Annotated in this window: 21 protein-coding genes and 3 tRNA genes; 13 read left to right on the top strand and 11 right to left on the bottom strand. The window is 59.3% G+C overall.

From position 1 onward, the window contains the following. Positions 1 to 3 precede the first annotated feature (3 nt). Positions 4 to 570, bottom strand: coding sequence for a DJ-1/PfpI family protein (locus tag BV106_RS16215; protein WP_038166425.1), 567 nt, complete (start codon positions 568 to 570; stop codon positions 4 to 6). Between the two features lie 204 nt (positions 571 to 774). On the opposite strand from BV106_RS16215, the gene BV106_RS16210 reads away from it, so the two are divergent. The 3 genes from BV106_RS16210 to BV106_RS16195 all read left to right on the top strand — a co-directional run bounded on the left by BV106_RS16210 (position 775) and on the right by BV106_RS16195 (position 4,114). Next, a complete protein-coding gene (locus tag BV106_RS16210; RefSeq protein ID WP_038166421.1) occupies positions 775 to 1,938 on the top strand; it encodes a DNA-binding transcriptional regulator in 1,164 nt (387 codons plus the stop codon). A gap of 1,301 nt (positions 1,939 to 3,239) precedes the next feature. After that, positions 3,240 to 3,722, top strand: a complete 483-nt coding sequence (locus BV106_RS16200) for a MarR family transcriptional regulator (RefSeq protein ID WP_051945947.1) — start codon at positions 3,240 to 3,242, stop codon at positions 3,720 to 3,722. 164 nt (positions 3,723 to 3,886) lie between these two features. Next, entirely contained in the window at positions 3,887 to 4,114 is a 228-nt protein-coding gene (locus BV106_RS16195) for a hypothetical protein (protein ID WP_038166419.1), read from the top strand. Positions 4,115 to 4,710: 596 nt separating this feature from the next. On the opposite strand, the gene BV106_RS16185 is transcribed toward BV106_RS16195, so the two are convergent. The 4 genes from BV106_RS16185 to BV106_RS16170 all read right to left on the bottom strand — a co-directional run bounded on the left by BV106_RS16185 (position 4,711) and on the right by BV106_RS16170 (position 7,995). Beyond that, positions 4,711 to 4,802 (bottom strand) — tRNA-Ser (locus BV106_RS16185). Positions 4,803 to 5,043: 241 nt separating this feature from the next. After that, positions 5,044 to 5,835, bottom strand: a complete 792-nt coding sequence (locus BV106_RS16180; RefSeq protein WP_009960440.1) for an aldolase DeoC/FbaB family protein — start codon at positions 5,833 to 5,835, stop codon at positions 5,044 to 5,046. 102 nt (positions 5,836 to 5,937) lie between these two features. After that, entirely contained in the window at positions 5,938 to 6,312 is a 375-nt protein-coding gene (locus BV106_RS16175; RefSeq protein ID WP_038166414.1) for a hypothetical protein, read from the bottom strand. A gap of 288 nt (positions 6,313 to 6,600) precedes the next feature. Beyond that, complete coding sequence (locus BV106_RS16170) at positions 6,601 to 7,995, bottom strand: hypothetical protein (RefSeq protein WP_265595749.1); 1,395 nt, start codon at positions 7,993 to 7,995, stop codon at positions 6,601 to 6,603. Between the two features lie 151 nt (positions 7,996 to 8,146). On the opposite strand from BV106_RS16170, the gene BV106_RS16165 reads away from it, so the two are divergent. The 7 genes from BV106_RS16165 (at position 8,147) to BV106_RS16135 (ending at position 13,828) form a co-directional block, all read left to right on the top strand. Then, positions 8,147 to 8,221: transfer RNA gene (locus BV106_RS16165), tRNA-Asn, on the top strand. A gap of 454 nt (positions 8,222 to 8,675) precedes the next feature. Beyond that, complete coding sequence (locus BV106_RS38590; RefSeq protein ID WP_265595748.1) at positions 8,676 to 9,059, top strand: hypothetical protein; 384 nt, start codon at positions 8,676 to 8,678, stop codon at positions 9,057 to 9,059. Between the two features lie 67 nt (positions 9,060 to 9,126). Then, positions 9,127 to 10,506: a glycosyltransferase family 2 protein gene (locus BV106_RS16155; RefSeq protein WP_265595747.1), complete on the top strand. Its 1,380-nt coding sequence runs from the start codon at positions 9,127 to 9,129 to the stop codon at positions 10,504 to 10,506. Positions 10,507 to 10,511: 5 nt separating this feature from the next. After that, the gene (locus tag BV106_RS16150) at positions 10,512 to 11,237 is read left to right on the top strand and encodes a hypothetical protein (protein ID WP_038166407.1); all 726 of its coding nucleotides are present in this window, start codon (positions 10,512 to 10,514) and stop codon (positions 11,235 to 11,237) included. A gap of 4 nt (positions 11,238 to 11,241) precedes the next feature. Next, positions 11,242 to 11,964, top strand: a complete 723-nt coding sequence (locus BV106_RS16145) for a hypothetical protein (protein WP_038166406.1) — start codon at positions 11,242 to 11,244, stop codon at positions 11,962 to 11,964. After that, on the top strand, positions 11,961 to 12,899 hold the full coding sequence (locus tag BV106_RS35710) for an alpha-1,2-fucosyltransferase (RefSeq protein ID WP_051945946.1): 939 nt from the start codon (positions 11,961 to 11,963) through the stop codon (positions 12,897 to 12,899). Before BV106_RS16145 ends, BV106_RS35710 begins: the two co-directional genes overlap by 4 nt. Beyond that, entirely contained in the window at positions 12,896 to 13,828 is a 933-nt protein-coding gene (locus tag BV106_RS16135) for a hypothetical protein (RefSeq protein WP_038166404.1), read from the top strand. The genes BV106_RS35710 and BV106_RS16135 overlap by 4 nt, the downstream gene beginning before the upstream one ends. A gap of 12 nt (positions 13,829 to 13,840) precedes the next feature. Here BV106_RS16135 and BV106_RS35705 read toward each other — a convergent pair whose 3' ends face one another. The 4 genes from BV106_RS35705 to BV106_RS16115 all read right to left on the bottom strand — a co-directional run bounded on the left by BV106_RS35705 (position 13,841) and on the right by BV106_RS16115 (position 18,171). Then, positions 13,841 to 14,917 carry a hypothetical protein gene (locus BV106_RS35705; protein WP_265595746.1) on the bottom strand — a complete coding sequence of 359 codons (1,077 nt, stop codon included), beginning with the start codon at positions 14,915 to 14,917 and terminating at the stop codon, positions 13,841 to 13,843. A gap of 172 nt (positions 14,918 to 15,089) precedes the next feature. Further along, complete coding sequence (locus BV106_RS16125; protein WP_038166579.1) at positions 15,090 to 15,518, bottom strand: DUF4442 domain-containing protein; 429 nt, start codon at positions 15,516 to 15,518, stop codon at positions 15,090 to 15,092. 44 nt (positions 15,519 to 15,562) lie between these two features. Next, positions 15,563 to 17,305 (bottom strand): serine/threonine-protein kinase, encoded by a 1,743-nt coding sequence (locus tag BV106_RS35700; RefSeq protein WP_051945944.1) that lies wholly within the window; start codon positions 17,303 to 17,305, stop codon positions 15,563 to 15,565. 152 nt (positions 17,306 to 17,457) lie between these two features. Next, positions 17,458 to 18,171: a sigma-70 family RNA polymerase sigma factor gene (locus tag BV106_RS16115; RefSeq protein WP_265595745.1), complete on the bottom strand. Its 714-nt coding sequence runs from the start codon at positions 18,169 to 18,171 to the stop codon at positions 17,458 to 17,460. A 187-nt stretch (positions 18,172 to 18,358) separates the two neighbouring features. On the opposite strand from BV106_RS16115, the gene BV106_RS16110 reads away from it, so the two are divergent. Then, positions 18,359 to 18,871: a GNAT family N-acetyltransferase gene (locus BV106_RS16110; protein WP_051945943.1), complete on the top strand. Its 513-nt coding sequence runs from the start codon at positions 18,359 to 18,361 to the stop codon at positions 18,869 to 18,871. 208 nt (positions 18,872 to 19,079) lie between these two features. Here the strand turns inward: BV106_RS16110 and BV106_RS16105 are convergent. Both BV106_RS16105 and BV106_RS36835 read right to left on the bottom strand, forming a co-directional pair. Further along, a tRNA-Gly gene (locus tag BV106_RS16105) sits at positions 19,080 to 19,154 on the bottom strand. Further along, on the bottom strand, positions 19,145 to 19,426 hold the full coding sequence (locus BV106_RS36835) for a hypothetical protein (protein ID WP_265595744.1): 282 nt from the start codon (positions 19,424 to 19,426) through the stop codon (positions 19,145 to 19,147). The genes BV106_RS16105 and BV106_RS36835 overlap by 10 nt, the downstream gene beginning before the upstream one ends. Before the next feature lie 181 nt (positions 19,427 to 19,607). Here BV106_RS36835 and BV106_RS16100 point away from each other — a divergent pair, with 181 nt between their 5' ends. Next, positions 19,608 to 22,052 carry a hypothetical protein gene (locus tag BV106_RS16100; RefSeq protein ID WP_038166402.1) on the top strand — a complete coding sequence of 815 codons (2,445 nt, stop codon included), beginning with the start codon at positions 19,608 to 19,610 and terminating at the stop codon, positions 22,050 to 22,052. A gap of 488 nt (positions 22,053 to 22,540) precedes the next feature. Next, positions 22,541 to 24,359, top strand: a 1,819-nt coding sequence (dnaK, locus tag BV106_RS16095; protein ID WP_038166401.1) for a molecular chaperone DnaK, incomplete at its 3' end; no start/stop codon positions are given.

The raw sequence follows: 24,359 nt of genomic DNA, 5'->3' as shown, positions 1-24,359 counted from the left end.
TGGTTAGTTGCCGCGTGCCGCTTCCAACATCTTGATCCAAGGACCCACGTAGTGGCCGTTGTCATGAAAGGTGCGACCGCTGACCATGTGGCGGTCAATGACGCACGGTTCGTTGACGTAGATGCCGCCGCAAACTTCGAGGTCAAACTTGCACTTCGCCACCGTCGCCATACGCAGCCCTTTGACGATGCCAGCACGAGCGGGGATCTCCACTCCATGGCACACGCTCGCCATGGGTTTTTCGTTCTCCCAGAACCAGCGAGTGACGCGGAGCAGGTCCTCATCCTCACGAATGTATTCCGGCGCACGACCACCGCTGAAGAAGATACCCGCGTACTCTTCAGGCTTGATGTCCTTGAAAGTGATCTCGGCATCGATCGTGTAGCCCTCCCATTCCTTGGTAATCGTCCAGCCAGGCTTCACCTCATGCATCACCATCTGGTATTTGCGCTTCTCCGGCGCAGCGACGACGGGCTGGAAACCCGCTTCGATGAGGCGGTAGTAAGGGTACAGGGTGTCCACCGTTTCGGTGGCGTCGCCGACGATAACCAGGACTTTGGGCTTGCTCATGGATGATGTGGATTCTTTGGATTGAGTTGGAGATGGATCCGATGCCGATGCGGCACGCAGGAGGACAGTTCCCGCGACAGCGAGACTGGAGTGAGCGATGAAGTGGCGGCGATCCACGGCGGCAACCCTATCCGCTTGCCAGCAGGCGCCAATACAACTATGGTGCACAAAACCTCAGGTTTTTCGTCACCTATTTTTTCGGACATGAGCCTCCGCAAACGCCGCCGCGCTCCTCGCGTCGCACTCCTCATCGAGACGACTCGCACCTTTTCGCGCGATATGCTCGCGGGAGTCCGTCGGTTCGTGGCGGAGCATGGCCCTTGGTCTACCTTCCTCGAACTCCGCGCGCCTGACTCGGCACCACCGGCCTGGCTGCGGCATTGGGATGGCGACGGCATCCTTACGCGAAGTTTTACCCGCGAGACAGCTGATCTGATCGATGCCACCGGCCTGCCAGCCGTGGAATTGCGCTCCAAGGCCCTCGCCGGAAAGAGACCCTTTGTCGGCATCGACAACGCTCATATCGGACGCACTGTCGCCGAGCACTTCTACGAGCGTGGTTACCGGCGATTTGCAGCCTACAGCTTGCCGACCGAGGTCTTCTTCATCGAACGGGTGCGAAATTTTGTCAGCACCGTCGAGGCCTACGGTTGCACCTGCGCAGAGCTTCCAGAGGTCGTTTCTGACAATGTCTCTGACTGGGAGAAGAACCAGGCCCGCCTCATCTCCTGGTTGGCGCAATTGCCAAAACCCGTTGGCATCTTCGCAGCCAACGATCAGCTCGGTGTTCACCTTCTTGCTGCTTGTCAGAGGGCAGGCGTCGCCGTGCCCGAGGAAGTCGCTGTCGTGGGTGCGGAGAACGAGGAAACTCTCTGCACCTTCGCCACTCCGCCCCTGACCAGCGTCCGATTCGACGGCCAGGCCGTTGGGTACAATGGCGCGGCGGTGCTGGACAATATGATGCGCGGCAAGGCGGCCCCTCTTCACGAGATTCTCTCGCCCCCAAAAGGGATCGTCGTGCGCGGCTCGTCTGATGACTTGGTCATCAACGATGCGCTCGTTGCCCATGCCGCGCGCTTGATCCGTGAGAACGCAATGACCGGCATCAATGTGGATGATCTTTGTCGCAAACTAAACGCCTCGCGCAGCACGCTCGACCGCCGCATGAAAGCCGCACTCAACCGCAGCCCCAAGGAAGAGATCACGCGCATCCGTTTTCGCGAGGTAGAACGCCTCCTTTGCGAGACCGACCTCACGATTGACATCATTGCCCGGCAGACCGGCTTCGCGCACAGCCACTATCTACAGGCCGCCTTCAAGCAAGCTTATAGTCAAACCCCCGGAGCCTTCAGGCGCGCACATGCATAAGGGCCGCGGGAGGGCATGAAAATCACCCGTCGGCCCTGCGAACTGACGCCCCCACCGGCACCTCCCATTGAACATGCCGCCGCAAAAAATATCTCCTCGAACTTCCGGAAGCGAGAAGTCGGAAAAACACGTCAGACACCGGACCTGCGTTCGCGCCACGATCAGTACAAGGAGGCAGGGGGACTTCCCAGTCCCCGACCGCCTCAAGCGTCCCAGCACTCATTCGCCACACGATAGCGCCGTGGAGTAGTGGTGCTTGACGTCGTTTTCGCCAGCTGGGTTCAGGACCTCCTCCCAGCCACCGCTTCAGCTCAGGCCCAACCGAACGGGATAGGAATGTCCCTCCCTACTATCACCAACTGCTCCATTGAGGGAGCCCCGACCATTTATGGCATTGCAGGTGCCCTCCTCACCCAAGCGCCAACCTCACCGCTTGCTCGATGGGAGTCACCGGGTCCCCCCCAAACCAATCGGTCGTTCATGGTGCGGGAGCAGCGGTGGTTGTGCCATGAATCGCGGTTTGCTGCCAGAATGCATCTGCGCGGAGTGCACCAGGAATGGATGGCAAAGATACACCGTACCCGCAGGCCCCGTCGCCAAGATCTCGGGACACCGCTCACTCTTGGCAAAATGTGGAATCAACTCGCCCAACGTCAATCCCGCCTCACCCGCAGGTGCCAGCACCCTTGCGACATCCAGGTGCGAGCCGACACGAATACGAGTGGGCGCATCATTCTCCCCGACGTCAGAGAACAGGAACAGCATCAGCAAAGCTCTTCCCCGGGAGTGAATGTTCACCCGCCAATCCAGGAAGTTCGGCAGGTGGTAGTCGAAGCTCACGTCCACATGCCAGCCGACGTCCCCAGGACTATCGGCCGAAGGAAACCTGACTGGGAAAGTACCCATGCTTCGACAGGGCTCCCATGCCCCCTCCCCGACCAATTGATCAAAGGCTGCATGGAGAACCGGCGTGTTGGCAGCATCGATGAAGGGAGGCTGACTGTACATGCCCAACCGGATCACCGGGTGAATCCAAGTAGTCCGATCATCAGGATCGCAGCCCCCCTGCTTTCGCAAGTCCTGCCAGAGAATCTCACACGCATCTTCCGCCAGGTGCCTCGGAAAAGCGTCCTCAATTTTCACGAACCCATCGTGGATGAAGCGTTTGAGTATCTCATCACTCAATGGACACGAAGAATCCTGTCGAGAGGGGGTGCCAGACATGTTGGACCATTTGGGGGTTGGACTATTGCGACAACGCAGTAGTATCAGGGACCTGACACTATTATCAGGACCCTGATATGTCGAGACCAAACTTTGAAATTCCGCTCGCTCGTCGCTTTGGAGGAGCGCTCAAGCTAGCCCAGCATGCCTTGCGCACGCGGCTGGACGAAGCACTGCGCCCCCTCAACCTCACCGCCCCCCAGTGCGCGGTACTCTCCGCACTGGAGCAGGAACCCGGCCTGTCCAATGCCGCTCTGGCCCGAGCCGCATTCGTCACCCCCCAGAGCATGCAAGGCATCCTCGTCAACATGGAACGAGAGGGCTTTGTCACAAGATCATCCGATCCCAATCATGGCCGCATCCTCCGCAGCGAAGTCACGGCAACCGGGAGAGAAGCGCTCATGCAAGCACACTATGCCATCCTTGAGGTAGAAGCCGTGGCGATTGACCTCCTCGGCGAGCAGGAAGTCGCCCGCCTCGCTGGCACCCTGGCTCAATATGCTGAGCAGTTGTTGAAGGGGAAAATTCCCCCCAACCTCGAGGGTGAGAACTCGAGATGAACAAGCGCCTACTTTCTGCGATCTCAATGACACCCTCTCCTTTGGCCACCTCGGGGATCTGACAGTCCCGCACTGCATTCGATCAACCCGCTGACGATATGAAGGGAAAGAACCGTCTCCGTTTCGCACTTACATGGGGAGCCTGCTTTGCCATTTATGGTAGCATGACCTTCCTGTACGCATTCCTGGGGATTGAACAGCTCTGGTACATCGTGTTGGGTTACGTGATTCTGTTCCCCACTTTTCTATTGCCGCTATTCTTCGATCTCACCCCGCTGGGACATTGGGCGTTGTTGATGTGGCCGCTTCAAACCTTGCTCGGTTCATGGCTGATAGCGACGCTGATCGTACGCAGAAGAACAAAGGCAGCACTTCCGTCGCCGCGTGAATGACCTCGCTACGGGCGCAAGCCTTCTTTTTCGGCCATCACCTGAATGGTGTAGCCACCCGCAACTATGGCCTCAGCCCGATCTACGACGGCCCAATCTGAGATTTCGGCCAAGGCCACGTGCAATTTTGCCCCTTTTTGGATCGAGGTAATTCTCACTGCTTGTTCACGAGCTCCCCGAAAAAAGTACCGTTCCGATAGGTAAGGTATTCGATCCACATGTACTCCACCTGACCATCCGCCTGCACCCGCATTTTTACCAGCTATCGCGAGTCGGGAAAGGGATCCTCCAGTGCCTTGAGAAACTCGCCGACCTCTCGACGCGAGATCTCATAGGCACGATTCATTTCCACATCGCTCGACGGGAATCCCTCGACCTCAACATCGGCATCCATGTCTCTGCAAGACGCCAACAGAAGAAGGTGGATCACAAGCAAGAAGCGAAGCGCCATTGTAGGGTTCAGCGGTAAAGAGAACAGGCGTGGCCGGATCACTTTTGATCACACAGGCAGAACATCAAGCCTTTCGAACTCACCTTCCTCGAACCCCTGCGCACACCCGCCCTCAATCGTTGAACGGAACTCCTGCGAAAGGAAAAGCTGGCGGAGAGGGAGGGATTCGAACCCTCGGTAGCTGTTAAAGGCTACGCATCTTTAGCAAAGATGTGCTTTCGACCACTCAGCCACCTCTCCAATAATGCTCAGCTCAGGCGTTGAAACCTGGGAAGAGATACTTAGCCATCCCGCCTTCAGAGTCAAGCAGGAGGTGCATTTTTGACACAAAAAAAGACGGGCTTCGGCCCGTCTTCTTCGCAGATCTTTTGCTCGCTCTCGCAATCGGGGTCACTCGACGGAGTTTCGGCCCTTAAGGCCGGGGTGGAGGCGATCCACCCGGTCAGATGCACTCACCTCAACGCCGCCAGCTCCAGTCCCTTCAAACGGGCTCCTTCAGAAGCGTGAGCGCCTGATCCACCTTGGCCCCCTCATGCACGATGGCAGCGAGGCTACGGGCGATGGCGGCGGGGCTGCGGTGTTGCCACACGTTGCGACCGATCGCGATGCCAGCGGCACCGGCCTTCATGGCATCATGCACCATGGAGAGCAGGTCCAGATCATTGCCATCCGCCGCGCCGCCCAGCACGATGACCGGAGCGTAGCAGGACTCCACGATGCGCTTGAAGTCTTCCACCGTACCGTTCGTGGGGTACGCAGTCTTCACCACATCAGCCCCCATCTCGGCGGCCAGACGCACGGCGAAGCCGATGTTTTCCACAGTGTACTTGTCCTTCTGGCCCAGGCCGTACGGCAGCGTCTCGAGAATGACGGGGATGTCCACGTCCAGGCTTTCGCTGATGAGATCGGCACAATTCTGGGTAATCAGCTCTTCATTCTCGCTGAAGGGGAAGAGCATGTTCATCACGCCCGTGGCTCCCACCATCTCCGCCTCGCCGAGGCCGTAGATGTTAATGCTGCCAGCGCCCTTGCCCGTGGTCCGCACGTTGTACACATCGGTGCGCAGGCAGATGCCCTTGCCTGTCAGCATGTCGCCCGTGCGCAGGGCCAGGCCGAGATTCAAGACATACCCATCCACATAGGGATTCACATCCTCGATCAGTTGGAACGGATTCTCCAGACCGGGGACAGGGATCGCCACTCCGTGGTCGATCGGCAGAATGACGGTCTTTCCGTCACGGAAGAAGGTCTCAAGGTTGTCTTGTCGGCTCATAGCGGGTCGAAACCTTGCGGCCAAATGGTGAAAAAGTAAAGCCCGCAATGGTTGCAGCCGCCCGGAGTCGTCCCTCCAGGAGTTCGCCCCCTCCCGCCTGCTTCACAGATTCTCCAACGCTGCCGGGAAACCATCCGCGCCTTTGCCATCAGCCTTATAGCGTCGCTCCCGCCCCGCCACCCCGTCCTCGTAGCCCCGCAGACACATCTCAAAAACCTCCCGATGCGGGTTCTCCACCCCCAAGGACTTCAGCGCATAGGCCAGATCCGCCGCAGTGGCCACGGGCGGAGTCTCAAACGCCTCACTTACCCCCGCGTGAGTGCGCCCCAATCGATGGCCGAACTCATACCAACGTCCCGAAGGATGAGGAGCCTCCACGAGACCCGCCACCTTCCTCAAGGTATGCCAGACCGGTCCTGACCGGGCGGCGTCCCAGGCCAGACCTGCTGCGAGCACCAGTACGACACCAGCCACCATGACCAGCGACCGACTTCCCCACCCTTTCCGGCGGGACGGAAGCGGCACTTGCCCGTGCCCAGCCCCAGACTGGGCCAAGCGGACCGATACTCCGGAAACACCTGACACCCCTGGGGTCACAGACCTTGGCGGCAACGGTGGAGCGACAGGCATCGGCACAGCGGGAGAAGGCACAGGGGGCGGTGCGGGATGCGGGGAAGGCGGTGGCAATGAGGATTCCATGGATCTTTCAGGCCCGACTCTAAGGTATCACAAGAGATAAAACTTCATCAACTCAACCCACTCATCTCAACGAGCCTTCAATGGTGCGGCTGCCCGGTCTTCCGTCAGCCCCAATGCCACCAGCAAGATCAGATGATAGCTCCCATCCTCCCCCAAAAGGGGACGACTCACAGTGAGGTAGCCGGAAGCCTCGCCCACTGTCAAAGGTACCCGCTGGGAAAGCGCTCCCGCCTGTGGCAGTGAGGTGAGCGCAACCGTCATGGCACGCGGGAGGGCCCGTTGCAGTTCGCGACTCACGTCTCCTACCACGGCTGTCAGACCTCGCAGTTCTTCCCCAGCCACGGGACCGCCTTTCGCATCCGTAGGCACCTGAAATGCCATGAGGAGACCAGACCGGGGTGTGTCGCCCGCCTCGGTTGTTCGCACCACACGGATCATCAGTCGGTGCCCGTCTGCCGACTCCATCCAGGTGGCAGGTTGGGTGCTCCCCAGCACTGCAGGCAATTCCGTGCTCCCCTTGGCAAAATGTTGTTGGACCAGCAGAGCCTCAGCGGCACCCGGTAGTTCCATGCCCGGGAATGTCTCCCGCCCCGCCCGATACCAGCCCTGGAGGGTCTCCCACTCCGCCTTCAGGAGCGCCGCCGTCGGGCCACCACCTATGCGATTCCAGTTCACCCGAAGTCGCGACTGCTCTTTCTCCTCCTGAGCCCGTTTTTCCGCCAGAAGCTGGGCTTCCTTCTCCTGCTCTTCCTCCATCTTCTTCTGGGCAGCCCGGCGTCGATCTTCCTCCTCCACCCTGGTCTGCTCTTCCGCTTTCACGCGGTTCGCCGCAGTCTGCATCATGGCCTTGGCCTCTTCCTCCTGACGCTGAATCTCCAACTTGCGGGTGCGTTCCAGCGCCTCCGTCATGGCGCGGGTGTCCTTTTGCTTCTGCCGCTGCTCTTCTTTGATCCGATCGTAGGAGGCGCGCGTCATCCAGCGCCCTTCAAATTGGACCATGCCCTGGTCACGAAGCAACAGCACCTCCATGATGGGCTTCAGGAAACGTTGCGACTCATTTCGTACCGCCGGGTACCGGGTCTCCAGCACCCGTGTCCGCTCCACCACCTCCAGCAGCGGCGCATAGTCCTGCAGGTCCACAAGGTCCACAGCCAGCAGCACGGGATCGTACTCCACCATGCCAAACACCTCGCTGATCAGGTACACCTTCTCCCCGCTGCCCGTCACCTGGACCTTGTAGTTCACCGCAAATTCCTCACAGCGGGAGAACGGTACCACCTTGGCAAATTCGGGACTGGTGTTGGCCCCCTTCAGCACCAGCAATCCCAGTGCGGATGCAGCTTGAGGCAAGAGCAGCCCCAAGCTGACGATCAGGAGCGCCACCCGCAACGCCCTACCGCCACCGAACCCCGAACGGATCATGGAGGTGCATGGTATTTCGAAGTGAGACGAGGGCTTCATGATGAGATTCATGCGGCGAAAAGTCGGCCTCCATGATCCGACAACTGGGAACAGCACGACAAGCCCTAAAAAAACTGAAAAAAGAGACCAGAAGTTCGCAAATTCAGTTGCAAAGATTCTAGGCTGGGTAAGATAACGGCCCTCACGGAATTCCTGAGTAGCTCAGCGGTAGAGCGGGTGGCTGTTAACCACTAGGTCGTAGGTTCGAACCCTACCTCAGGAGCCAATCAAAATTGGCTCCTCCCATTTAACCAGTCACGGTTAATTTACCTCGTGTTTCGGGTGTACGTCCTCGAGAATCCATCTGGGAAGTTCCAACTTCGCTTGGGAAGCTTCACCTGAATTGCGGGTTGATACACGGGCTCATCTAGAGGCCGTTCAGGCTTTGAAGCCCTGGCATTCCGCCACGTCCTTCATCTGAGCACGTGCGAGATGATCATCTGGTGACCGTCATACCTGACAACCATGATGGTAATTTCCTCCGGTCAGACTGCCCCCAGTTTCCCAAGTTCTGACTGTGCAACGCATCCCACCCCCTGTGTGCAGACAGTTGCAACTCGCAATCTCCCGAATACAATTTATGGCAAAAAACTCCCTATTCTCCGGTCGCGTCACCCGCCGCCCAGCCTGACTTTGCCTCCCCCGGGCAAAATGGTGCGGTGGATGCGGCTCTTCTTGCCATGTTACCGCTCACACCAGTCGCATCCGATCCCACGACAGTCGGAGGAGCCTCGTCAAACGAAGGGGCACCTCCGCCCCAAGCCCCCGCCGTGGCCGTCCTCCAGGTTGCCCAACCTCTTCCCTCTGAACTCGCCACACTCCAGGCGCGATGCGAATACTTGAGCCAGGAGCTCAATCGCCGGGGGCTGGCCATTCAACAGCAGGCAGTGCTTCTTACGGAGAACAAGACGCAGTTCGCCGCGCTACAGAAACGGCTCGCCAAGCAGGAAAGTGAGATCAAGCGCCTTCACAAAGTGGTGCTCTCCGCGAAAGAGTGGCAGCAACGTGGCTGGATGAAACGGGCTTTTCACAAGTGGAGGGCTCCCGGTGGTGATAAATCCTAGTGCTCCCATCCCAGGGCCAACCCTCGACAAAACACTTGAAGGATCAGCTCCTGGCACCTTCCCTTGGGTGCTTTTCCTCGCTGGAGGAGCGACCTCAGTCATCGAGTTGACTTCGGTTCACTCCACGCAGTCCACGGGCATTGACACTGCTCAGACATCCATTGACGAGATCTTAGAGGCAAGTTCCGATATCGAATCGCGGCTGCCTGCCGCCGATATCGTGCTTTGGATTGGCGACGCCCATCATCGACCGCTTTCAGAGTGTCAGACGATTCTACAGCGGATTTCCCTGCTGACCGACTGCATCCTTTTCGCAGCAGAACCTCCCCCATTCGTCCCGCACCGCGAAGCGGAGACCACGGCCGCGCTCTGGCCTGATCAGTGGGCAGTCCACTTTGCCAGGGCTGGCTATACTCTGGTGGATCGGTTTCGTGACGAGCTGTGTCAGGTGTCCTCCGTACCAGACGCTCTGGCCCAGAATCTCGTCTTATACGCTCGCGGCCCCCGCCTGCAGAATCACCCCGCGTGGCGACAGTACATCTTGCCCACGCCCAAGCGTCGGATCCACCCGGACCGAATTTGCAGGCATGTTCACGAAGATGAAGGTTCAGGGCAGCATCTGACTTTCCAGCCCGGCATCAACCGTCTCGCTGGAGGCAGCCTTGCTTCGTATCTGGCCAGCCAGTGGCAAGGTCACCCGGTCAAAGGCAGCATCTCCGTGGTCATCACCTTTCACAACGAGGGAGCGTATGCCCACCGCACGCTCAATGGCCTGGAACTGATGTGCCGGTCTGCCGCCGAGCACGACCTGCAGGTGGAACTGCTGTACGCTCTGGACAATGCCGATCCCCTGACTGCCGAGATTGTTTCCCAACACCCGCTTGTCTCCCGGCAAGGCCGGTGCCTCGAAATGCGTCATGGCGATGTGGGATCCTCGCGAAATCACGCCATCGATCAGGCCACTGGCGACTACATCGCCATCCTGGATGGAGACGACCTTTACTCCCCCCGCTGGCTCGCTCTGGCATACGACCGGTGCCGCCAGTTCGAATGGCCCGTCATCGTCCACCCGGAGCGCATCGTGAGTTTCGGCATTCTCAAAGGCATGGCAACGGTGTTCGATACCACTTGCGGTGATCTGAATGAGATCTCACCCCTCACGGCCAACCGTTGGATCGTCACATCCTTCGCTCCTAGAGCCGTGTACCAGTGCCTGCCCTACACGGCCACAGATACGGGGCGCGCTGGCTTTGGCTTTGAAGACTGGCACTGGAACTGCGAGACCCTTGCCGCTGGTCTCCACCACGTGACTGCCGCGGAGACGGCGCTCTTTTACCGTCGCCGTCCAGACTCCATGGTCATGCAGCAACTGGCGCACCGTGCGATCATCCGCCCCACGGCCCTGGCCCGCAGCCCCCATTTCGCCGGAGCCTACACCCCCAGATAGATCTCATGCCAAAGCCGCTCCCCGCACCACTCTGGGTTATCGAGGACATGATTGCACTCTCGGCCGTGGAGCCGCAGTTGTTTCCCGATCCCGACGACCGCCAGCTCATGTGGCATGACTACCACCCCGTCTCCAATGCGGGTGGCGTGTACCATTGCAAGGTGCTCCCCCAGCTACAAGCCGCCCGCGCCACCCAGGTCTTCATCGTCCCCACTCTGGCAGATACCGCGGCACTCCTGCAGCCCCATCTCGCCCATGCAGCAGATGAAGGAGTCCGCTGTGCCATTGTGACGACAAGTGGAGCAGAAGAATGCGTCAGCCAGGGATTCACGTCAAAGGACTCAGCACCTCCTGCAGTCATTCCCTTTGGCACCCTCACGGCAGACCTGCCAGAGGAGGACAGGCTCGCCATTCTGGTACAGGTGTTACAGAACTCCAGCACCCGTATTCTGCATGTGATTCAGTGTCCTACAGGATGGCAGCTCATCAGCCGCTGGGCTCGCCAGCTCAAGCAGACCGGCATGCGCTTGCACGTGACGGTGGCACCAGACGACTCCAGCCCTCTGGGTCAAGCCACCGGCCCTCTGGTGACACTGCTTCCTCTCTGCGCCCGACATCTGGACGCCCTTTTCTCCCCCTCCGCAGCCTGCACGGCCACCTTGCAACAGCGCGACGGCTACCCCCGGGAACGAATCCTGCCTCTTCCTGACACCGTCACTTCCTACGGCTAAGATCATGCCCGCCCCATTTATCATCAAGATCCGATACGGTGGCCTGGGAGACCACCTCTTCTACAGCCACCTGCCTCGTGTTGCGAAACAGACCGGCGCCGCGGAAAGAGTTTACATCTCAAACCTGTCTGAGTACCGATCCCCCCACTATAAGAAGCTGGTGTGGGAGTTGAATCCTTATGTGGATGGCTTCACGGACGAAGATGCTGACTATCCGGAATTTGACCGGGTGGAGCCCGGCACCAACCTCCTGGACAGGATCATGCTGGAACGCGGTCTGGACGATGGCCTGCGCCATCATGAACCCGAGGTGTACTACCGCCCCCAGCTGCTGCCGGAATTGATCTCCACCTTCATCTACGATCCCAATTTCGTGTCTTATGTGGGCGACACCTCGCAGGAGCAGGTGACGCATCACCTGCGGCGGGATCTGAGGCATGTCACCCAGCTTCGCCCAGGAAGCACCTGCGTCCCTTTCTCTGGCCACGCCCCAGAACTCACCACCCAATCGTTGTGGCACTACTGCGATATCATCGCGTCGTGCAAGCGCTTCTACTGCCTGACGTCAGGGGGTGCCACCCTGGCTGCCGCATTGCGACGCCCTGCCACGGTGTTCTACGGAACAGGGCAGAATCCCATGTTCCATCATTCCCGGATCCATCGCTACTGCGACATCTCTCCGAAGATTCCTCTACCCAAGCCCGCTGATTTCCCCTGCCAGTCATGATCATCGTCCGTCTCATGGGAGGTCTGGGCAACCAGATGTTTCAATATGCCGCCGGCCTTCACCTCGCTACGTTGAGAGGGGTTCCACTGAAGCTTGATCATTCCTTTCTGGAAGATCGCACCCCGCGGACCAATTTCATGCCTCGCGACTACTGGCTCCACTTGGTGGGCGTCACCACTCCCCGGGCGGAACAGCATGAGATACTGCGCTACCGGCAGCAAGTGGAGCCGCAGGCACGATCCTGGTGGCAGAAGTTCAAGGAGGAGCGTTTTCCAGTTCACTATCACCTGGAGGCCGCGCCGCCAGTCTTTGACCCGGCCTTTGCCTCACTTCCCCGACGGACCTATATGGAAGGTTATTTCCAAGATGAGCGTTACTTCGGCCCCTGCGGCGGACAGCTCCAGGAGCAGTTCTCCCGAGGCCTCGCTGCCCTGGCACATGATGAGGCCGCGCAAAAGCTCGCCACCGAAATTCAATCCACCGGCGGCATCGCGCTCCACATCCGCCGGGGCGACTACATTCACATCGGCCCCACACATGCGTTCCACGGAGTGCCCTCAATCGCGTACTATGCGAAAGGCCTTGCGAAACTGCGTGCCGACGGGGCCGCAGGACCAGTCTATGTGTTCTCTGACGATATGGCCTGGTGTCAGGAGCATCTGCCAGGACTGGACGCCCAACTACGTTTCGTGCCAGAGACTCTGGGTGGACCCTCGGGGACCACGCACCTCTACCTCATGTCTCTGTGCCGACACTTTGTCATTGCCAACAGCTCCTTTGCCTGGTGGGCGGCGTGGCTGGCTTCTGACTCGCCCGCCAAGATGGTCATCCGTCCCGCAGCCTGGTTCCGCGCGACGGAGTTCCGGAACATCCACCCCTGTCCGGCTTCGTGGATCGCTCTGGAGGATGAAGATTCATGCCTCAATGCGGCATGAGCTTACCGCCTGACACCATTCCGATTCAAGCCGCCCCAACCGGCTTGATCCGGGTGAAAATGATCGCTCCCTGGTGCAGTGACAGTCAGATTTACTCAGAGTGGCTTCGCTATGCGCGAGCAGGCGGACGCTGGAACCATCTACAGTTGGTCAACGATGAGCCCTACGACGTGCTCGTGGTACACAACTATCCCGATCGCCCTTACGATCCCCAGCGCACGCTCATCTATCAGCATGAACCCCGGGCATTCCGGGAGCACTGGCCAGTCCCTTGGGGCAATCCCCCGGAGAATGCGGCCGCACTTGTGTTCACCATCGACCGCCATCACATGCCCATCTGTTGGTACTCGGGATATGAGCGGGACTGGGAGTTCCTCAACCGTGACCGCCCAGAGAAAACACGAATCATTTCTGCTGTCATCTCGGGGAAAGACCACCTGAAGGGTGGCTGGCATCGCGCACGATTCGTTCGGGACCACTTGCACAACATCGACCCTGAAGTGGATCTCTTCGGTCGCTGGTCAGTTCCTCCCTCGTCTTGCTACCGCGGTGTCGTGAGGGACAAGAGTGATGCTCTCCGTCCGTACCGCTATACCATCGCCTGCGAAAACTGTTACGAGTCGAACTACTTTACGGAAAAGATCACTGACGCCATCGTCTCAGAAACGCTCGCCTTCTACAGCGGGTGCCCGAATTTGGAATCGTTCATCGATCCCGCCTGCTTTGTGCGCATCGACCTGTCCAAACCAAAGGACGCCGTGAAGGTAATCAATGAGTCGATCGCCAGGGGACTGTATGAAGAGAGGATCGACGCCGTCCGCCGTCAGAAGCGCGCCATTCTGGATCAACTGTCTTTCTTCCCGATGCTGGAGCAACAACTCAGCTCGCTGGGTATGCCCCGCCCCTGCGATGCGAATGGGTGGGGTTAATGCCCATAACCCTCAGCCAATCCGCGCCCGGGTTCTCTCAACAAGAGAGTGAGAGACTTGAACGCGACTCAACTCTTTGGCAGCCTCTTCAGCCTGCCCTGCCAGATGCAGCGCCTCGGCCAGATAACACACAACGCGCCAGTGTCGGACATCCAGAGTCATCGCCCGACGGAAGGATTCCACAGCGAGCTCAGCACGATTTTGCCCGAGCCGTGCGAGTCCCGTCCAGAGGTGATAGTGGCCACCGAGACCGAAGTTTTCTGAACTCAGGTAGCTCGTGGCCAATTCTTCAAATTTAGCCAGCACTTCTGCATTCACCTTCCGCAGATGGTCCTCGCTCTCAATCGCAGGATCCAGCAGCGATGCGGCTGACACATCATTCTCATCATACAACCGGCTGCGCAGCAACTGCACCGTCACTTGGCTGAACTCGCAATGGAGACTGCCGGAACACGCCACCATGGTGTCCCCCCACACGCCCACTTGCGCCGCAGGGTCAATGTCGCGCAACTTGGAGGCCAGCTCCAAGGCCGTAGGATAGTCGTTGAACGCGATATCGGAGGTCTTGATGCTGCCCCGGAAGATCCGCAGGTCGTCCACCGCGATGATCCACGAGCTGAGCCTTGCAGTGCGGATGGCCTCCAGCTCCCCCAGAATGGGCGTGACCACATCTCCCTGAGCGGTAACGCCTCCTGAATAGTGCCCATCCAGCCAGAAGAACATCGTTCTGGATTTTAAGGGAGAAAGGATGGCCGGCAAGACGGCCGCAGAATCACCTCCATGACAAGTCACATGGGCATGCCCGGCAAAACGCTCCACCGCAGCCGCGTGCAGTTCAGCACTGAGTTCAATCGTATGCACCTCCTTGAACAAACCCGCAGCAAGAGCCGTCGACCGGCCCATATAGGTCCCAGTCTCTATAAACACATCCCGCTTGCTCTGAGTGAGGAACGCCCGCAGAAACTCCCCTCTCAGCCCCGTGACTTCGTTCTTGGGAAGGCAAAATGGAATCTCACGAACCCTCTTTTTCTCACCAGATGGTGCAATGGGATTGCCAAAGATGCGATGCCAAAGTGCTGTTAGCTTCATGAGAGACCGTGAACTCGGGACAAGATGAAGAGTTCGTCGATAGGGACAACGAAAATCACCTCTGTCGGCAGCCATGATCTTGAAAACTCCGGAACCTCCCTGCAACAGCTTGAAGGGGTTCATGCCGTCGCCGCCGCCGTTGTCACCCGTGACGGAGGAAAAATAACTCATCCTATTCCTCGCTCCGCACGGCCAAAAACCACTCCACCGTGGCACTCATCACGTGCGCGCCGGTTGAGTCATACAGCTCCACCGCCACGGACAATACCGCCCGTCCCTTCGACGCCAGATTCACCTGCAATTGTGCCAGCTCTTCCGCATCGATAAATGCCTTCGCTCCCACGGCACCGTGCGCCGGTTTTCGAAACTTCGCCTCCAGTCGACGCACCACAGGCACCACCCCTTCAGCAGATCCAAAATGTTTGAGCAAAAGCTCACCACTTGACGCCTCCGCCAATGCCAGCAAGGCGCTCGCATGCACGGTGCCCAGATGGTTGAGATAGCGCTCTCCTTCCGGAAGCCGGAGCAGTTCTTCTCCTTCCCCACCGGCCTCCAGTCCTATATGCCGGTTAAACGGCAACTCGGTTACGCTGTGTTTCATGCGGTCAACGATGTTTGCACAAGCCTGGGCAATCAGCACCCTCATCAGGGATGTGACTTCGTGCCGGAAGGATCCTTTGCCACCAGAGAAGTCGGCAGAGGTCGGGCCAGAATTTCAAAGTCATCCACCAAGGCCACCCCTCCTGGTCCACAGGCGCGCAACGCCGCCCAGACCGGACCCTCCATCATTCCTCCAAAATAGAAGTCCTGCCCCATGAAATCCCGATCATGGAATACGCCCACGCAGATTCCATTCTCCCCGTTCCGACGCACCTCATACACCTCTCCTCTCACTCGAAGCCGGTCCGGGGCCATCCGAATAAAGATCACCCGCAATCGATACCACTGGCCCGACTTGGTCTCAAAGTGGTTTGTCCCTATCCATGACCTGGGCGCCTTCCCTTCCGCAGATTTGCTCATGAACTGGAGTTGCAGGGAGTCATTTACGGGCCTGAGCCGCAGGGCCACAAACGCCGCCCCTGAAACGCCACTCAGATGCCCTTCACTGGTCGACGTCAGCCCGAGTATCAACGCATTGGACCCAGCACCGATGTCCTGGCGTTGGAAACAACATGAAATCTCCAGAAGGGACAGCTGGGAGAGATCATAAGACTTGCGTTTGTACACCAGCGTCCCCTCGGTGCTCATGTTCTGCGCCAGCACCATCCCCGGTGTCTTCGCCACGCCATGCAGTGTATTGGCATAGCCGCTCCGGCCAAACAACACGTTGTCAGAGAAGAAGTCAGTGAGCTTGCCAGAATCAAAGTCCACCACGTCCGTACCTGGCCGCTTGGGCTTCGGCCTGCCCGTCACATCATAAATGTAAACACCCGCTCCCGCCATCAGCAGCCCGACGACCACAGCTCCGACCACGAGTTTCCACCTCTTCTTACCCACCGCACGAGATCCCGTGCGACGACTCTCCTCGGCAGCCCCCGCCGGCCCGCCGATCACTGCTTCGATGGAGGTCCGCAGGTCACCAACGGTGGGGAAACGAAGTTCAGGTTGTTTCTCCAATGCTCTCAGCACGATCTCATCGATGCGGATGTCCAGCTGCACGTGCCGCGATGGAGCCTCGATCTTGCCCTTGGGCCGCTCACCGGTGAGCATCTCGTATAGCACCACGCCCAGACTGTAGATATCTGCCCGGTGATCGGCACTGCCAGAAGCCTGCTCCGGCGCAGCGTAGTCCGGCGTCCCCATCAACCCCTGGCTTCCCGAGGTCTCCGCCATCCGGCCAGTTTGAGGCTCGACGATTCTCGCGACGCCAAAGTCCGCGATCTTCACCACCCCGGCTTTGTCCACCAACAGGTTCTCCGGCTTGATGTCACAGTGCACGATGTGGTGATCATGCGCGCACTGCAGTGCGTCACACACCGGTGGCACGATTGTCAGCGCTTCCTTGGGCGTGAGCCGTTTGGATTGGATCAGCTGGCGCAGATTCACTCCATCCACGTACTCCATGAGCAGGTAGTAGTATCCACCGCTTTCACCAAAGTCATACACATCCACGATATTCGGATGGTTGAGCGTAGCCAGCGCACGGGCCTCTTTCTCAAAATGCGCGGCAAACTCTGGATCCCCCGCGCGCTCTGGAGCCAGGAGTTTTAAGGCCACCAGTCGATTTAGTGATTTCTGGCGCGCCATGTACACCACCCCCATGCCCCCACGCCCCAAGCACTGGATGATCTCAAGTTGCGGGAAGTGCCGGGCCAAATCCTGTGGTTCGGGAGGGGGCACCGCCACCACATCGTCATCGGTCTGCGTAGGCAGCATCGCTGCGGCCATGAGGCAACGCGGGCAAAGCCCGCTCACCGACGCGTTGGGCGGCAGGACTTCACCACAACGTGGACAGGTTGATTCCGGTGCAGAGGATGGGCTCATGCTTCACCGTGGCGTTTTGCCGGGGAATGGTTACACGCATTCCACACATTTTGGAATTATCCACCCAGCGCCAGGAACAAAGATCGCATTTCGTCTTCTACCGCGCCAGCATCTCCAAGGGTGCCTGCGATCTCTTCCTTCACACACTGGCGGAACCGCTGCCTGAGCCGGTGCACCGCCACCTTCACCGCAGCCATACTCATGCCCAGCGCCCCCGCCGAGGCTGATAACTCACCATGTTCCGCCTCTCCCAGCAGGGAGGGTCGCAGTGCTTCCAACAACGCTGCCTTCCCAGCCGCCTCGCATTCTGCGGTGAGCGCACTCATCGCCCGCGCCAACACCGTGATGGCCCATTGGCGGTCATAGACCGCATCGGGTGACAACCGACCACTGGCGGGCACTTCCAAAGGCAGGGTATCCGGCAGGTCAGCATCCAGAGAGAGCGTTGCTACCCCACCTCCGCGCTTCTGCCGGATCGCCGCCTCGCGATGATGCGAGAGAAAGTGCTTCACCGCCCCCAGCAGATAAAATCGGAAACGCCCTCGCTCTGGATCTGCGGTGCCTATCGCCCCGCCCTCCAACACATCCGCAAAAAAAGCATGGCTCATCTCTCGTGCCGCATCCGCATCACGCAGCACACTGACCAGATACACCACCACCGGCTCATAGTACGCGTCACAGAGATCCGCCAGCGCCCGCCGCCCATCTTCAGAGTCCGCCTTGGCCAAGTTCACCCGCGTCCACCGCGTCGTGTAAAAATCAGCGGGCACGTGAGGTTTGGAAGCTGATTGGGGGTTCTCGTTTTGAGTCATGCGCTGCGCCGAAATTCATCCTGCCATGATTCCATGGCGTTTTGGAGCAGAAAGGTGACATCATTCCGCTCAGGCAGCTGCACCCCGGCGTTCCTTTGAATGTTAGGAAGCCCCTGTCATATGATAGCAACCGTTCGTAAATTCGATGTCCTCTTCCTTTCTCTCCGACCTGATCATCCGCGCTGCGAAGGTTTCAGAGCGCGGGATGTTGGAGGCTTTGCAAAGGCGGGCGTCTTTGGCCAATGAGGAGCATCGGGCGACTCTGCTGGCTCATCCTGATGCCATCCTTCTGCCGATTGAGCACCTCACGAAGGGCTGCACCCTGGTGGCGGAGCGGGGAGGAGAAATGCTCGGCTTCTGCGTGGTTCTATCGCGTCAGGACGGAGAGGCGGAACTGGATGGGTTGTTTGTGGAACCTCGCGCATGGCGATCATCGATTGGCACCCGCCTGATCGCGGAAGCCAGCCGCGTGGCCGCCTCTACGGGGTCGGCCTGGCTTTGGGTCGTCTGCGGGGAAATCACGACCGGCTTCTATGAAAGATGCGGCTTCGAGAAGGTAGGGGAAATCGAAACCCGCTTTGAGACGGCCGTTTCCATGCGCAAGCGGATATCCCGTCAGCAGGATGATTCGCCTTCTCCCAGCCTCATGGAATCTTGACTTGCCATCCTCCCCTGACGGATCACAAACGCTTGACCCCACTGCGCAAGCCTCTGCCTTGCGGCAGTTGCAGATTAAGTCCTGGCCGTTCAAGTGATGGGAGCCATCCAGGTTCTCCAAGCGTCTGACATCCAGCCGAGCTGTCACGAGCTCCAAGAACGGCGCATTGTCACAAAAAAACCCGCCTTTCGGGCGGGTTCCATAAAAATGGAGCGGGTGACGCGATTCGAACGCGCGACATCTTCCTTGGCAAGGAAGTGCTCTACCACTGAGCTACACCCGCGTGTGGTGCGGGGCGATGAGTATGCTCAAAATGGGAAAATGTGCAAGCGAAAAGGCGCCCTTTTCCCAAAAATTCCATGCAAATGCGCTTTCACCACCACCTCCCGCTGAACGGTAGGCAAAATCCGCTGTCTCTAAAGAAAAGGACGCCGTGCAAAAAATGGCACGACGAAGGCTGACATCTATGAAATCGAACCAAACCCCATCCAAGACCGTTGCCCCTTTGCAAAAAGAAGTGAACCGGCTCCACGCGAGTGGCAAAGCGCCGGACATGATCGCGATCCGCCTGGGGATAAAAATCTCCAAGGTTCTCGCGCTTATCACGAAGCCATAGATCACATTGTTCAGATACCCCCTCTACTCCGCAGGAAACTGACCAAAAAAACCGACCCTGCGGCAGACGCAATAATTCATTGTCCAATCTGGCTGTGACGGGACTATCCCCGTCACAGCCATGCGTCTGACCTTACCTTCCTTCGCCTTCCTCGCTGCAGCCACGGCCACCCTGCCTTTCACGGCACGCCTCAGCGCAGCACCGCCCCAGATCTCCGGCATCTACCCGGGACTGGCCATGTTTAACAATGAGGGAGAATGCGGCACCGGTGCCGTGGTTCCTTGGGCAGACCGTCTCTGGGCGATCACCTATGCGCCTCACAAACCCAAGGGCTCCACGGACAAGCTCTACGAGATCACCCCCGAGTTGCAGCAGATCGTCCGCCCGGAAAGCGTGGGCGGCACCCCGGCCAACCGGATGATTCACCGCGAGTCAAATCAGCTCTTCATTGGGCCCTATGCCATCGATGCTGAGCGCAAAGTGCGAGTCATCCCACCCAGTGTCATGTTCGGCCGCCATACGGGCAATGCACGGCACCTGACTGATCCTGCGGGCAAAATCTACTACGCCACCATGGAGGAAGGCATCTACGAGGTGGATGTGAAGACCCTCGCGGTAAAGGAACTCTGGGCTGATGAGGCCACGAAAGGCAATCCCAAGGCGGATCTCCCCGGCTACCATGGCAAGGGCCTGTACTCCACCCAGGGCCGCCTGGTCTATGCCAACAACGGCGACCGCGACAAGAGAGTCGTCACCGACCCTACCGTGCCCTCCGGCGCCCTCGCCGAGTGGGATGGCAAAGCGGACAAGTGGACCCTCATCCGTCGCAACCAGTTCACAGAAGTAACCGGTCCCGGCGGCATTTACGGCAACGAAAACCCGGACAAGGATCCCATCTGGAGCATCGGCTGGGACTTCCGCTCTCTGATCCTCCAGCTCTTGGAGGACGGCAAGTGGCACACCTACCGCCTGCCCAAGTCCAGCCACAGCTACGACGGTGCCCACGGCTGGAACACGGAGTGGCCCCGCATCCGCGAGATCGGTGAAGGCGACAACCTCCTCATGACCATGCATGGCGCGATGTGGAAGTTTCCTAAAACCTTCTCCAGCAAGAACTCCGCCGGCATCGCCCCCCGCTCCAACTACCTGAAGGTGATCGGCGACTTTGCGCTGTGGAAGGACAAGGTTGTCTTCGGCTGCGATGACACCGCCAACGCCGAGTTCCTGAACAAGCGCAAGGCGAAGGGAGAGATCGCCGCTCCGCAGTCCCAGTCCAATCTTTGGTTCGTCGAACCTTCTCAGATTGATCACATCGGCCCCGTCATCGGTCGCGGTGCAGTCTGGATGAACGACTCCGTGAAAGCAGGTCAGCCCTCCGATGCCTTCCTGCTGGCTGGCTATGACCAGAAGGGGCTGCACATCAGCGCCAAGGCTGCAGACGGAACCCACCTCACCCTTGAGGTGGACGAAGCCGGCAACGGCACCTGGACCAAGGTCCGCGAGCTCGAGCTTGCCGCCTCTGGCTACCAGTGGGTGGATCTCACCGCCCTGAAGGGCACCTGGATCCGCCTCACCTCCAGCGCCGCCTTGGAAAAGGCCACTGCCTACTTCCAATATCGCAACAACGACAAGCGCAGCAACGAAGCCGACGCCATCTTTGCCGGCTTGGCCCGATTGGGTGATACCAATGTCACCGGCGGGGTCATTCGGGCTCAAGGCGAAAACAAGCGGACGCTTGCCTTCGCTGCCCAGGCCCCTGAAGGCAAGGACCTCGGCTACTACGAGTTGGATGCCGAACTGAAGCTGAAGGCGGTCAACGATGCCAAACTGCTGGAGCACACAAAGACCCACACCGCCATTCCTGCCGGAGTTCTCACCGTGGACGCCGCCTCCGTCATCTTCACTGATGATGCTGGAAAGCGCTGGCGCCTGCCCAAGGGCGATGCTGGCTATGAGAAGACCGGACCGCTGGGCGACTCCCGCGTGGCCCGAGAAGTGGCCACCGAACGCGACCTCTTCGCCGCCTACGGATCCTTTTTTGAACTCCCAGCCAACAACGCTGGCGGCTTCAGCAAGGTACGCCCTGCGGCGACGAGCAACATCCGCATTCAGGATTACTGCTCCTACCGCGGCCTGTTCCTCATGACCGGTGTCAGCACCGACGCCGCAGCCACCAAGGACAACCCGCACATCATCCGCAGCGACGACGGCAAGACTGCCCTCTGGGCCGGTGCCATCGACGATATTTGGAAGCTCGGCAAACCCCGTGGCGAAGGCGGCCCCTGGGAGGACACCGCCGTCAAAGCCAGTGAGCCATCCGAGCCCTACCTCATGACTGCGTATGACAAGAAGAAGGTCACCCTCAGCCACACCAGCAAGGAGGCCGTGAACCTCAGCGTGGAAGTGGATGTGACCGGCAGCGGTGACTGGGTGAAGTACCAGACCTTTGCGGTTGAAGCCGGAAAACCGACCGTCCACGAGTTCCCCACTGCCTTCACAGCGTACTGGGTGCGGGTCGTAGCGGATAAGGACGCGACGGCGACAGCGACGTTTAAGTACGAGTAATAAGGACGAGGCAGTCAGCACCACGTCATTGAGTTGAGAGTGCCCCGGTCATACTGACCGGGGCACTTTTTTGTCGGCGATTGGGTCACGCAGAGGGCTGCCCAGTTGGAGGCGGGTCGAGGCGTCCTTCCGCCTCCATCGCTTCCCATTTGATCCAGAATGAAAACACAGGAAGTTGTGGCCGCTCGTTCATTCAGCCTCTTCCCGGCATATTCGCCGACGCCGCTGGAGCCCGAGCCAGATCATGGCATCTCCGTGTGAGAGCCATCGGCCGCGCACAACTGCGCCAAGTTGACCAAAACGTCACGCCCCTTTGCGCCAATTTGGCACCAAAGCGACCCCATTACGGGACCATCAATACTCAACCCATCCACACAACACACTCATAACCAACACGTTAAATCAAAATAACCCCTGCTGGCACAACTCGTGCCCTAGTACTTCCCACCCGGACCGATTCCGGGCACAAAAGGAACTTTACCAACATCATGAGCAAAATTTTAGGCATTGACCTCGGTACCACCAACTCCTGCATGGCCGTCCTTGAAGGCGGTGAGGCTCAGGTCTTGGAGAACTCCGAAGGTGCACGCACGACCCCCAGCGTGGTGGCTTTCACCAAGGGTGGCGAGCGTGTGGTGGGCCAGGCTGCCAAGCGCCAGGCCGTGACCAACCCTCGCAACACGGTCTTCTCCGTGAAGCGCCTGATGGGCCGCAAGTTCGCGGAGCTCACCGCCGCCGACAAACAGGTGCCCTACAAGATCGTTGAAGCCTCCAACGGCGACGCCCACGTGGAAGTGGAAGTGGGTGGCGAAAAGAAAGTTTACAGCCCCCAGGAAATCTCCGCGATGATCCTGGCCAAGCTCAAGGCCGACGCCGAAGCCCGCCTGGGTGAGACCATCACCGAAGCCGTCATCACTGTGCCGGCTTATTTCAATGACTCCCAGCGCAATGCCACCAAGGCAGCTGGTGAGATCGCCGGACTCACTGTCCGCCGCATCATCAACGAGCCTACCGCCGCCTCCCTGGCCTATGGCCTGGACAAGAAGAAGGACGAGAAGATCGCCGTGTATGACCTCGGCGGTGGCACGTTCGACATCTCCGTGCTGGAGATCGGTGACGGCGTCTTCGAAGTGCTCGCCACTGATGGTGACACCCACCTCGGCGGTGACGACTGGGACAACAAGCTCATCCAGTGGATCATCAACGACTTCAAGGCAGACTCCGGCATCGACCTCAGCGGTCAGCCCGACGCCTTGCAGCGCATCAAGGAAGAGGCGGAGAAGGCCAAGATCGCCCTCAGCTCCTCCCAGAGTTATGACCTGAACCTGCCCTTCATCACGGCAGATGCGACCGGTCCCAAGCACATCATGAAGTCCCTGAGCCGCGCCAAGATGGAGCAGCTCACCGACGACCTCTTCGAGCGCACCATCAAGCCCGTCCGCGAGTGCCTCAACGCCGCCAAGTTGGACGCCAGCAAGATCGACGAGCTCGTGCTCGTGGGCGGCATGACTCGCATGCCCAAGGTGATCGAGACCGCACGCAAACTCGCTGGCAAAGAGCCCCACAAGGGTGTGAACCCGGATGAAGTCGTCGCCGTAGGTGCCGCCATTCAGGGCGGTGTGCTTCAGGGCAGCGTTAAGGACGTTCTCCTGCTCGATGTTGCCCCGCTCACGCTGGCCATCGAGACGGAAGGTGGCATCGCCACCCCCATGATCCCGCGCAACACCACGATTCCGAAGCGCCACACCCAGACCTTTTCCACCGCCTCTGACAACCAGCCCGGCGTGGAAGTGGTGGTCATTCAGGGCGAGCGCCCGATGTCCCGCGACAACAAGACGCTGGGCACCTTCAAGCTCGACGGCATCCCTCCGATGCCCCGCGGCACCGCGCAGATCGAAGTGACCTTCGACATCGACGCCAACGGCATTCTTCACGTCTCCGCCAAGGAAAAGACCACCGGCAAGGAAAGCAAGATCTCCATCGCGGGCTCCAGTGGCCTGAGCAAGGATGAGATTGAGCGCGCCAAGCAGGAAGCTGAATCCCACGCTGAGGAAGACCGCCTCCGCAAGGAAGGAGTCGAGACCAAGAACCAGGCTGAAGCCATGGTTTACCAGGTGGAAAAATCCCTCGCCGACCTCGGCGACAAGGTCCCCGCCGAGCAGAAACAGCCGATCACGGACAAAGTGGATGCGTTGAAGAAGGCCATCGCCGACAACGACACCGCCGCCATGAAGTCCCAGACGGACGAACTGCAGAAGCTCTTCGCCGAAGCATACCAGCACATGGCCCAGGCCGGTGGCGCCCCTG

This window comes from Verrucomicrobium sp. BvORR106, from assembly GCF_000739655.1.
Taxonomy (GTDB): Bacteria; Verrucomicrobiota; Verrucomicrobiia; order Verrucomicrobiales; family Verrucomicrobiaceae; genus Verrucomicrobium.
Note: the sequence above shows the minus strand (reverse complement) of the source record. Positions and strands in the feature narration are given on the sequence as shown.

What these genes read in the sequence shown, in the direction of transcription:
- BV106_RS16215 (WP_038166425.1), bottom strand. Translation starts at nt 570, where the DNA reads ATGAGCAAGCCCAAAGTCCTGGTTATCGTCGGCGACGCCACCGAAACG.
- BV106_RS16210 (WP_038166421.1), top strand. Translation starts at nt 775, where the DNA reads ATGAGCCTCCGCAAACGCCGCCGCGCTCCTCGCGTCGCACTCCTCATC.
- BV106_RS16200 (WP_051945947.1), top strand. Translation starts at nt 3,240, where the DNA reads ATGTCGAGACCAAACTTTGAAATTCCGCTCGCTCGTCGCTTTGGAGGA.
- BV106_RS16195 (WP_038166419.1), top strand. Translation starts at nt 3,887, where the DNA reads ATGACCTTCCTGTACGCATTCCTGGGGATTGAACAGCTCTGGTACATC.
- BV106_RS16180 (WP_009960440.1), bottom strand. Translation starts at nt 5,835, where the DNA reads ATGAGCCGACAAGACAACCTTGAGACCTTCTTCCGTGACGGAAAGACC.
- BV106_RS16175 (WP_038166414.1), bottom strand. Translation starts at nt 6,312, where the DNA reads ATGGTGGCTGGTGTCGTACTGGTGCTCGCAGCAGGTCTGGCCTGGGAC.
- BV106_RS16170 (WP_265595749.1), bottom strand. Translation starts at nt 7,995, where the DNA reads ATGAAGCCCTCGTCTCACTTCGAAATACCATGCACCTCCATGATCCGT.
- BV106_RS38590 (WP_265595748.1), top strand. Translation starts at nt 8,676, where the DNA reads ATGTTACCGCTCACACCAGTCGCATCCGATCCCACGACAGTCGGAGGA.
- BV106_RS16150 (WP_038166407.1), top strand. Translation starts at nt 10,512, where the DNA reads ATGCCAAAGCCGCTCCCCGCACCACTCTGGGTTATCGAGGACATGATT.
- BV106_RS16145 (WP_038166406.1), top strand. Translation starts at nt 11,242, where the DNA reads ATGCCCGCCCCATTTATCATCAAGATCCGATACGGTGGCCTGGGAGAC.
- BV106_RS35710 (WP_051945946.1), top strand. Translation starts at nt 11,961, where the DNA reads ATGATCATCGTCCGTCTCATGGGAGGTCTGGGCAACCAGATGTTTCAA.
- BV106_RS16135 (WP_038166404.1), top strand. Translation starts at nt 12,896, where the DNA reads ATGAGCTTACCGCCTGACACCATTCCGATTCAAGCCGCCCCAACCGGC.
- BV106_RS35705 (WP_265595746.1), bottom strand. Translation starts at nt 14,917, where the DNA reads ATGAAGCTAACAGCACTTTGGCATCGCATCTTTGGCAATCCCATTGCA.
- BV106_RS16125 (WP_038166579.1), bottom strand. Translation starts at nt 15,518, where the DNA reads ATGAAACACAGCGTAACCGAGTTGCCGTTTAACCGGCATATAGGACTG.
- BV106_RS35700 (WP_051945944.1), bottom strand. Translation starts at nt 17,305, where the DNA reads ATGGCCGCAGCGATGCTGCCTACGCAGACCGATGACGATGTGGTGGCG.
- BV106_RS16110 (WP_051945943.1), top strand. Translation starts at nt 18,359, where the DNA reads ATGTCCTCTTCCTTTCTCTCCGACCTGATCATCCGCGCTGCGAAGGTT.
- BV106_RS36835 (WP_265595744.1), bottom strand. Translation starts at nt 19,426, where the DNA reads ATGTCCGGCGCTTTGCCACTCGCGTGGAGCCGGTTCACTTCTTTTTGC.
- BV106_RS16100 (WP_038166402.1), top strand. Translation starts at nt 19,608, where the DNA reads ATGCGTCTGACCTTACCTTCCTTCGCCTTCCTCGCTGCAGCCACGGCC.